The sequence below is a fragment of the Bartonella sp. ML69XJBT genome, assembly GCF_028618515.1.
Lineage (GTDB): Bacteria > Pseudomonadota > Alphaproteobacteria > Rhizobiales > Rhizobiaceae > Bartonella.
In genome coordinates, this window is the sequence record NZ_JAQITB010000083.1 from 1 (window position 1) to 2569 (window position 2569).

The 2569-nt window shown below is 35.9% G+C and carries 4 protein-coding genes; all 4 read right to left on the reverse strand.

Annotated elements, in window-relative coordinates; all coding sequences use genetic code 11:
* Positions 1 to 68 precede the first annotated feature (68 nt).
* On the reverse strand, positions 69 to 533 hold the full coding sequence (locus tag PVV68_RS09985) for an SMI1/KNR4 family protein (protein WP_273783005.1): 465 nt from the start codon (positions 531 to 533) through the stop codon (positions 69 to 71).
* A complete protein-coding gene (locus tag PVV68_RS09990; RefSeq protein ID WP_273722000.1) occupies positions 530 to 1015 on the reverse strand; it encodes an SMI1/KNR4 family protein in 486 nt (161 codons plus the stop codon). The genes PVV68_RS09985 and PVV68_RS09990 overlap by 4 nt, the downstream gene beginning before the upstream one ends.
* 52 nt (positions 1016 to 1067) lie before the next feature.
* The gene (locus tag PVV68_RS09995) at positions 1068 to 1637 is read right to left on the reverse strand and encodes an SMI1/KNR4 family protein (RefSeq protein ID WP_273721998.1); all 570 of its coding nucleotides are present in this window, start codon (positions 1635 to 1637) and stop codon (positions 1068 to 1070) included.
* A 62-nt stretch (positions 1638 to 1699) separates the two neighbouring features.
* Positions 1700 to 2569, reverse strand: an 870-nt coding sequence (locus PVV68_RS10000; RefSeq protein WP_273783006.1) for an HNH/ENDO VII family nuclease, incomplete at its 5' end; no start/stop codon positions are given.

The window sequence follows — 2569 nt, forward strand, 5'->3', positions numbered from 1 at the left end:
TTTTGAAAACAAAAAAGAATGACGGCTTTAACAGTGTATTTCAAAAGGAAACCGCCCGCCAAAAAGCGTCATTCCAAATTAGCTATAATTCTTTTACAGAGGAATTCATAGAAGTTACTTGCGTAATATTGTGGATCCTTGGGTGGAAAATCAAAATAGAGTGCACATTCTCCATTCTGAAATTGAGAATAATCGAAGAAAAATGTCTCTCCAAAATCGGTTCTACTAACAATAAGTTGCTGTGGCGTTGCAAAACCATTTTTTCTATAATTTAAGTTTTTATAAACAATATCATCACTACGAATAATCTCAAAGTTTGTATTATAAACACTTAATATTTCCTCACCACAGATCTCCGCTCTTCCATAGTTTTTTAAAAAACTTTTGTAGGAGGTTGTGAATTGCAATTTAAGAATCCCCTCTGCTTTTTCAATTAGTACATCATCAACGGCTTCATCTGTAGAGCCAAAATCAACACTATCGCTATACTTACTAACTAATTGTGTAACATCCGATAAATTGTAAGTTTTCACGAATCTTCCCCTGCGTGCTCTTTAATTCTTTTACAGAGAAATTCATAAAAATTACTTGCATAATAATGTGACGCTCCAGATGGAATCTTGACGTAGAGTGGGCATTCACCATCCTGAAACTGAGTATAATCAAAGTAAAATGTCTCACCAAAATCAGTTCTACTGACAACAAGCTGTTCTAATGTCGCAAAACCATGTTTCCTATGATATAAGTTTTTATGCACAATATCACCAGCAGGATGATCCTCAAAACTTGCGTTATAAATGCTAAAAATTTCCTCATAACCAATTTCTCCTCCCTTATAATTTTTTAAAAAATCCTTATAAGAAGTTGTAAACTGTAAACCGAGAGTTTTTTCTGCCTCTTTAATCCGTACATCACTAACTGCATCCTCTGCAGTACCAAAATTGATAATATCATCATCATATTTATTTACTTTATCAATTAATACTGCAACATCATCTAAAGTATAGGTTTTCATAGATGATCCTCAAAACTTGCGTGATAAACGCTCCATATTTCCTCTATCAATTTCACCTCTTCCATAGTTTTTTCCAAAAGCTCTTGTAAAAAGGGATAGGTTGCGGAGTGAGAGTGTTCTCAATCTTTTCAATTGGTTGGTCTCCATCAGGTATCTCTTCTCCCGCGCTTTCTTTAATTCTTTTACAAAGGAATTCATAAAAATTGCTAGCGTAATATTCGCAATCTTCAGATGGAAGCATGACATAGAGTGGGCATTCTCCATCCCGAAACTGCGTATAATCAAAATAAAAGGTTTCACCAAAGTCTGTTCTACTAACAACAAGCTGTTCTGGTGTTGCAAAACCATCTTTTCTATCATTTAAGTTCTGAAAAACAATGTCATTAACAGAAACACCTATAGGATACTCATAAAGACTATAGATTTCATCACCACCAATGTCCCCGCCTTTACAATGTTCTAAAAAACTCTTGTAAGACGATGTGAATTGTAAACCGAGAGCTTTCTCCGCCCTTTCAATCACGAGATCATCAACTGCGTCATCTTCAGTACCAAAATTGATAATATCACCATTATATTTATCAACTAATTCTAAAACATCATCTAAGGTGTAGGTTTTCATCAATTATTCTCCATAAATTATTCTATAAGTCCCTTTTTTCTCTTTTCATCAACCGTAGGGCATTACTGCTGATGCTCCTGTCCCCATCTGTTAAAATCTAGACCTATAATACCCCATCTCATATCAATTATTCCTCCTAAATTACTGTTTTTTTGTTCTCCATACTCATTACCAAATTTATACCAATATTCCTCTCTCTGCTTCTCAAACTTTTTTCTATCTATGAGCGATTGATGTGTTTTTGGATTAGCATGAATAACAGAAGTATATTTTTTATGAAATTCATGGCTCATTTCTGCTAAGGGTCCATCAGGGGTTTGATTTAGGTGATGCAACTCAACAGACTTACCATCATATCCTATAGGTGCTCTTCTTGCTTTCATTCTATCAATATTAGTGCCCCATACCGTTTTTTTGTTATTTTTCCAATCAGAAACTCTGTAAGGATCAAACAGGTCGTCTCTCCGATAAACTGTGTAGGTCTGACCAAATTTGCTATCGGTAAATTTAGTGGGTTTTCCTTTTAACCAGTTCTTTTTTTCTTTAGCAGCAAGTTTAGTTAGTTCTTTCCTAGCAGCTAGTTTGTCAGGATCTCCTTGAGCTGCAAGTTCTGCAAGATTTTTCTTGGAAGCGAATTGGGCAAAATCTTTCCTCGCCATGAATTTGATCAAAGCCTTTTCGCCAAGCTTTATGCCTCCCTTGACTACTCCAGCTCCTCCAGCAAAGTTTTCTAGCACTTCGGCTGATAATCTTCCAGTTTCAAAACCAGCATTAAAAGCTCCGTCAACCCCCGCTTTTTCAAGATTCTCTTTTACGTAATCTATATCCCCTATAAAAGAATCCCTAACACCTCCCCAGAATTGACCAGCACCTTCCCAGACATCATCAATCACATGTCCACTCACAACCCAAGACGCTCCTGTTCCAATACT

What these genes read in the sequence shown, in the direction of transcription:
- PVV68_RS09990 (WP_273722000.1), bottom strand. Translation starts at nt 1,015, where the DNA reads ATGAAAACCTATACTTTAGATGATGTTGCAGTATTAATTGATAAAGTA.
- PVV68_RS09995 (WP_273721998.1), bottom strand. Translation starts at nt 1,637, where the DNA reads ATGAAAACCTACACCTTAGATGATGTTTTAGAATTAGTTGATAAATAT.